This is a genomic window from Psychromonas sp. Urea-02u-13 (assembly GCF_002835995.1).
GTDB lineage: Bacteria > Pseudomonadota > Gammaproteobacteria > Enterobacterales > Psychromonadaceae > Psychromonas.
This window is the reverse complement of sequence record NZ_PJBZ01000131.1, coordinates 1-6,687: the sequence shown is the minus strand read 5'-3', so window position 1 is coordinate 6,687 and position 6,687 is coordinate 1. Positions and strand designations below refer to the sequence as shown.

Annotated in this window: 6 protein-coding genes; 4 read left to right on the top strand and 2 right to left on the bottom strand. The window is 37.0% G+C overall.

Translation table 11 applies throughout. From position 1 onward, the window contains the following. Positions 1 to 181: 181 nt before the first annotated feature. Both CXF74_RS20185 and CXF74_RS20180 read right to left on the bottom strand, forming a co-directional pair. The gene (locus tag CXF74_RS20185; RefSeq protein ID WP_101084324.1) at positions 182 to 1,783 is read right to left on the bottom strand and encodes a hypothetical protein; all 1,602 of its coding nucleotides are present in this window, start codon (positions 1,781 to 1,783) and stop codon (positions 182 to 184) included. A gap of 189 nt (positions 1,784 to 1,972) precedes the next feature. Then, positions 1,973 to 2,941, bottom strand: coding sequence for an aspartyl/asparaginyl beta-hydroxylase domain-containing protein (locus tag CXF74_RS20180; RefSeq protein WP_101084323.1), 969 nt, complete (start codon positions 2,939 to 2,941; stop codon positions 1,973 to 1,975). A gap of 215 nt (positions 2,942 to 3,156) precedes the next feature. Between CXF74_RS20180 and CXF74_RS20175 the strand changes: the two genes are divergently transcribed. The 4 genes from CXF74_RS20175 to CXF74_RS20160 form a co-directional block, all read left to right on the top strand. After that, on the top strand, positions 3,157 to 3,882 hold the full coding sequence (locus CXF74_RS20175; RefSeq protein WP_101084322.1) for a response regulator transcription factor: 726 nt from the start codon (positions 3,157 to 3,159) through the stop codon (positions 3,880 to 3,882). Between the two features lies 1 nt (position 3,883). Then, complete coding sequence (locus CXF74_RS20170) at positions 3,884 to 5,152, top strand: sensor histidine kinase (RefSeq protein ID WP_101084321.1); 1,269 nt, start codon at positions 3,884 to 3,886, stop codon at positions 5,150 to 5,152. 346 nt (positions 5,153 to 5,498) lie between these two features. Continuing rightward, positions 5,499 to 5,930 carry a hypothetical protein gene (locus CXF74_RS20165; RefSeq protein ID WP_101084320.1) on the top strand — a complete coding sequence of 144 codons (432 nt, stop codon included), beginning with the start codon at positions 5,499 to 5,501 and terminating at the stop codon, positions 5,928 to 5,930. Positions 5,931 to 6,218: 288 nt separating this feature from the next. Next, a partial coding sequence (locus CXF74_RS20160) for a sulfatase-like hydrolase/transferase (protein WP_157822477.1) occupies positions 6,219 to 6,687 on the top strand: 469 nt, incomplete at its 3' end.

Below are 6,687 nucleotides of genomic sequence, written 5' to 3'. Positions count from 1 at the left end.
TGTCTTTTTTTAATGGATAACTCGATTAAGTTAGTAGTGAGTAAAATGACCAAGAAAGATCAAGCGTCAATATTAGTACATTTGTAATGCACTAAAACTTAGGCACCAATACCAAAAAGCACCAAACTTGTGAATGGTGCTTTTTGTAAATTGCCGTAATTAAGCCGTTACTTAAATATGCCTAGTGGTAGGTAATAGTAAAAACGGAGACTGGTGGAACAGGCTCTTCATTTTCATGGTCACCTAAAATATAAACTTGCCCATCTCTTATCGCTAAATCACTCGGATCAGTAACATCTTCGTTATCTAGATCAAATACCGCGATAATTTCACCGACTAAGTTTAGTTGTATGACCTTGGTAAATTTTTCTGATAACACATAAACGTGACCGTCACTGTACTGAACACCTTGTGCATCATAAGCAAAAATACTGCCGTTGGTTTCTTCAGGGAAAGTAATATCGTATTTTTCTTTTAAGGAGAAGTCACTGTTCAGAATGATTAATACATCTTTATCGTCTTCATTACCTTGGTCAGGTACTAAGAAGTATTCCCCTGAATTTTCATCCTTTCCTAAGCCGGAATAACGATAGCCATGACCTTCATCATTTTTTATATCAATGTGGTGTTCTTTTGTTAACTCATAGATATCGTTGACTTTATTAAACTGTCCCACTAAACCCGTATCCGTTAAGGCGAAAAATTCATCTACGCCGCCCACAATGGCTTCAGTACAGCCTTGATTACAGTTAATACTGTCAAAATTAATTTCAACACGTGATGTTTTATTGAAGTCACTATCAAGGGTAAACATTTCTGCTTGGTCAGTAATTATCATCCAAGTATCATCAAACATTGACCAAATACCTGATGGCTGTACGATGTCTTCGGATAATGGATGTTGTGCAACTAAGGTTAATTCACCGCTATCTTCAATCGGTCCTGCGCCAATGAGGTCGTCTTTATCCATAACTAAGTAAATATTATTTTCTATATCACTGGTTGAAACGGCAATACGGCCATCGGGCATTAAGCTAATATCATTAAAGGCTGTTGTCTCAAAACCTTCTAATGACCAAGAATCGTTGTGCGTTAATGTAGAACCCTCGGCCTCGTAAAGCATTACCATGTCGCTGTTGTCAGCTTCGGCTAATAAGAAAAATTTCTCTTCAGTAATCGAGATGCCATTAACGGCAATATCTGCGGTTAATTCATAGTTAATTGATTGCTCAGTTTCTGCATTGAAATGTACTAATTGATGGGCTACTTGGTCATATAACCAAATGTTTTCATTGCCTTCTTCATCAAGGGTAAGCTCGGTAAACTCTGCACCTTCGTTTACAGTCCATTGGGTGGTTTTGTCTGTACTACGATTATATTGAGAAAGTACATTGTCACCCGAGACAAACCAAATGAGATCTTCTTGACGTTCAAGGTCTACCGCGTTCATTGCTTCGTTCGACTGTTGCGTTACGGAGTGATAAAACAACTCATTTGAATCACCATCTATAAAACCGTACTCTTTATTTGCTTGGTGTATATCAAACATTGGCCAATTGATATCTATACTAGTAATCGCATCAACTACCTGCTCTTCTTCAGGGTAGGTTACGTACATGGCTAATGGAAAGTCATCTACCATAGAAGAGCCTTCAATGGGCAAAACTAATTCAAGTGCTGGGTTGGTTGGCACTGGCGTTATAGGGGTAGTACTTGAATCATCACTATCACATGCAGATAAAAGTGAGATAAGAGATAGGGCTATTAGTGATTTTTTAAACATTGTTTTTGCTCCGTAATATTTTGTAGTGCAACAGTAGCAAGGCGGTTGTCAACGATGTGTCAATGGCTTTTGTAAAGACGGTATTTTTATGATTATTAAAAGGTAGATACAAAAAAGCCCATACTGCTAAAGCAACACGGGCAAGGGGAAAAGGTAGTGAGTTAAATGACAATACTCGCTGTTTTCAGCTTAAAAAACGGATAATAACATGGTGATTACACTGATAATTAAGCTTAATAAGAGTAAAAGTAACATGGTATTGAACAACCACTTTATTGGATAGTACATGCTTGGTTTACGTTTTTTTAGCTGCTTAGCCGCGGTTAAAAATGGCGTTACTTTGGCAAACAGTTTATTCACAATGCCCGCTTGGTCTCCTTCTATATTCGGTACCAACATTTGTGTAATGAGCTTTTTGTAAAAAAAGTTGATGAGCTTGCCAAAGATGTTCATTGGTCTTTCTACATCACACATAAGAATGAGTCGGGTTTCATCGGTGTTATTTTCTACATAGTGTAAATAAGTTTCATCAAACATGAAGGCTTCACCATTGCGCCATGATTGACTTTTACCGTCAACATTAATAAAGCATTTTTCACTATTGGGTGTATCCAACCCAAGATGATATCTAAAAGAGCAGGCTGCGGGGTCTAAGTGTCGAGTTAATTTAGAGCGTGGCGGTAATACGGTAAACATGGCACCATTAATCGCCGGGATTTTATTGATTAACGCGACAGTATTAGGGCAGTGTGCTAATGCTGAATTAAGTGTTGTGCCATACCAAGTACAATAAAATTTACTCCAACCATACTTATAAAAAGTGCGAAAGCCGACATCATAAAAGCTATCATTTTGCTTATTGGTGGTTTGCTCAAAATAGCCATTGTCTAATAACGCCTTAGCTTCTTTAGCGATCACTTGCCAGTTATCTTCAAGCATCGTTAAATGATCAAAATGACTGGTTTTAATGAAAGGAGTAGATGCCCACTTTTTAGTTGCCATATATAACATTACGTTAAGAGGCGCAAAAATAGGCCAGCCTTTTCGTAAATATTCTACAGCACTCGTAAATTTTACAGCGCCTCTGAAGTGGTAAACATAGATGGCGGAGCAAATAGAAAACAAGACTAATAGCATTGTGATGGTATTAACATTCATGGCTTTAATTACGTGTAGCTTAATAGAGGTACACAGTGTAAAAGTTAGCTTGTCAATAAAGTGTCAATGCTACGGGCTTAACGAAGGGCGTTAAGCATTGACACTTTATCGACAAAGCGTTCTGTATTATATTTTAACTAGCCTAGTAAACTTATGCTTTAGCTAACAATATTATTAAATATAATGCTGTTGATGAATACACTCAAAGGAAAAATATGGCTTCTCCAGTAGCGTCAATACGCGTATTAATCGCGGAAGATAATTTAGATATTGCTGAAAACATTGGCGATTTTTTAGAGATGAATGGTCATCATGTCGATTATGCCTATGATGGTTTAATGGCTGTTGAGCTCTTTAATCAGCATGATTTTGATGTCGTGGTGATGGATATAATGATGCCTAAAGTCGACGGTCTTAAAGCCACTGAACAAATTAGGCAAAGCCCCCGAGGTGATGTACCTATTATTATGCTAACCGCTAAAGATACTTTAGCGGAGAAATTAGACGGTTTTACGGCTGGCGCGGATGATTATCTTGTGAAGCCTTTTGCCATGCCAGAGCTTTATGCGCGCCTTCAAGCACAAGTGAGAAAGTCACAAACGAGTTACCACCATCAATTTTCGGTTGAAAATATTATGTTAGATCATAACGATAAGTCAGCTGCTATCAGTGGAAAGCCATTAGTGCTCAATCCAACCACGTTTAAAATCATGTGGCAACTTGCCAAGGCCTATCCAAACCTTGTTGCTAAAGCAGAGCTAGAATTTTTATTGTGGGGAGATTTACCTCCAGAGAACGATATTTTGCGTAGCCATATTTATAACTTAAGGCAGTCACTGGCTAAATGTAATGATGATATTTCAATACTTGCGAAACATGGGCAAGGTTATCAACTTGTTCTAAAAAATAAGCTCGCGAGTACGCATAAGTTGAGTAAATAACATGGTTCATTTAAGTTTAAGTCAGCGGGTTAAAGTGACCTTTATTACCAGCTTTATACTGTTATCATTGGTTAGCTTAGTGCTACTTTTTGCGACGACTAAAGGCATAGAGGACTATATTTTTGAGCGAGAGCTAATACTCAATATAGAGCAATATCAACAAGCTGAACGACGTGGTGAAAAAACGCTATTACCCGAAGTCATTACCGTTTATTCCGATGTGTCTGAACTACCTGATAATTTAGGGAAATATATAGATGAAACGGCTATCGGTGTTTATGAGCTAGACCACCCCGAAGACTTAGATTACCACTATGCTATTACAGAAAACGCAGCAAAAAAGCAGCAAATATTTTTATTTGACGTTAATCGCATTGAGCTATCCGAAGACTTAGAGCGAGAAATGTTTAGGTACTTGCTCATTGGTTTTATTGTGCTATTTATTGTTTTCTTTTTAATTTTTCAATTAGTGGTTAAGCGCGCATTAGCCCCTATGTTTCAGTTGATTGAGCAAGTAAAGCAGCAAACATACCAACCTAAAACAAAACAAAATCATGATTTTAAATATCAGCATCCAGAAGATAATGAGTTAGGACTTTTATATAAAACATTTGGTGATTACAGTAAACGTATTGAAAAGTTTATTCAACGAGAGCAAGAGTTTTCAGGTTTTGCCAGTCATGAATTACGTACACCAGTTATGATCATTAAAGGCGCCACTGAGCTATTACAGTTACAGCAAGATAAATGTAAACACTTAGCCAAACCATTAGGGCGCATTGAAAGGGCAACCCATAGCATGGAAGGTATGATTGAAATGCTATTAAGCTTGTCACGTGAGCAATACCGTACTCAATCACAGTTGCAGCCGATTGATGCAACCTTTTCCCAAGTACTTCACTCTTTTAAAGAACAGGCGTTATTAAAAAATAAAGTGGTACAGGTCGTCGGTGAATTATCATCCACTATTCAGATTGAGAAAATACCCGCTGAAATTATATTTTCTAATATTATTAAAAATGCCATTCAACATGCAACGGCTTCGGGTATCGAGATTAAGCTAACAGATAAAACATGCGTAATAAGTAATAGCGTTATGAAAGCACAGCCAGGGCCTACTTCTTTGCCAGAACAAGGTTATGGTTTAGGAACATTGATTATTGAAAGGATTTGTTTACAGCATCATTGGCAATATAAGACATGGATTGACAATGATCATTATTTCGTGGAAATTTCCTTTGATGAGCCTCAAGTTTTTAACGGTGTATAGTGAAGTATGATTCCATGTTTATGGAATACAATCATTCTCGATGGCTCAATTCCCCAAGGTGAAATTGAGCGCATGATGGATTATTCATCTTTAATGATAATCGTTTTTAGGGGATGTTATACCAATACCGTTAAATTATTGACCACTTGTACAGGCTAAAATTCTTCATGACGGCGTTGCTTTCAATCCCAATAGCCAGCTATTAGTCAGTCAAGCGCCTTGCCCTGAAATATTTTCACTTCGTACAACAAGACCAGGAACTTATCGGAATTGGTATTACTTTCGACCTTAATGGCAGTTCATTCGTCAAAGCAATCGTTCATTTCTTTTACCTAGGCCGTACATAATGAAAATTTCACTGCTCTTTTTACTGTTACTAACTTGTATTAGCTGTAGCGATGAGGCTGAGTTTTACTCGGTTGAGAGTTTCAATGACTCATTCACTAATGGCTTATTTATTTCAAAATTAATGAATAATAATATTCCATATCAATACGACTACCAGATGGGGGAGGACTATGTTTTAGTGCACTTTAGTTTTAAAGAGAGCTTAATCCAACTGCGTAAAGACAGTTTAAAAGAAGCAAAGTCACTTTCACTAATAAATCTGGAAAATGAATGTAGTCAGCAAAACTTATCTCAAAAATTCAAAGAATCTAATGTTTTTCATATGACTTTGAATAAACGAAGTATTCCTATGATTAGGGTGACTAATAAGGATCACAGTAGTCAAAAGGTATCCGCTATTTTAAATGCATATGATTGGCGCTGTGATTAATCAATTCTTATGCTTTAGACTTTAAGTTATTACTAAATACTGAGATGACCACTACAGGTACTGTAGGTCCATGTAGGTAAAGTATTAATCTGTAGTAACATCTTTAAAATTATGATGTTCTTGGTTTCCATCAATTTTACATAACTTTACGCTAGCTTTACCCAACCTCACTTATATTAGTGCAAACTAAGTTGATGAAATATGATGATGCTAATTTTTAATAAAAAATAAAGATAAGCTGTATTTTATATGTTTATTTCATCTTTCTGCTACGAGGTTGCGATTGTCATGTTAAATACATTACGTTTTCTTATACTCAGTACCCTATTTGTTATACTTGCTAGTTGTGGTGGAGGATCCACAGAAGAAGCTGAGGATCCAATAGTCATTCCAGTAGAAATCCCAGTCGAGCCGCCTGCAGAAGATGATAATGAACTAGTACAACCTAATATCTTGTTTATCATCTCTGATGATCAAGGCTTAGATGCCTCTGCTCAATATGATTTTAGTGACGATGTACCACAAACCCCTACGTTAAATATGCTGGGGCAACAGGGTATTACTTTCGAAAATATGTGGGTAACACCCGCGTGTTCAACAACGCGCAGTACCATTATTACGGGTAAGTACGGCGTTAATAATGGCGTTGAATCATTACCTGGAAACCTGTCAGCAGAACATGAAATTTTGCAACAGTATTTAAAGACTAATGCCACTTCAGACAACTATCAATCGGCAGTATTTGGTAAATGGCATA

Excerpts from the sequence above, each read along its gene's own strand:
- CXF74_RS20185 (WP_101084324.1), bottom strand. The coding sequence starts at position 1,783 with ATGTTTAAAAAATCACTAATAGCCCTATCTCTTATCTCACTTTTATCT.
- CXF74_RS20180 (WP_101084323.1), bottom strand. The coding sequence starts at position 2,941 with ATGAATGTTAATACCATCACAATGCTATTAGTCTTGTTTTCTATTTGC.
- CXF74_RS20175 (WP_101084322.1), top strand. The coding sequence starts at position 3,157 with ATGGCTTCTCCAGTAGCGTCAATACGCGTATTAATCGCGGAAGATAAT.
- CXF74_RS20170 (WP_101084321.1), top strand. The coding sequence starts at position 3,884 with ATGGTTCATTTAAGTTTAAGTCAGCGGGTTAAAGTGACCTTTATTACC.
- CXF74_RS20165 (WP_101084320.1), top strand. The coding sequence starts at position 5,499 with ATGAAAATTTCACTGCTCTTTTTACTGTTACTAACTTGTATTAGCTGT.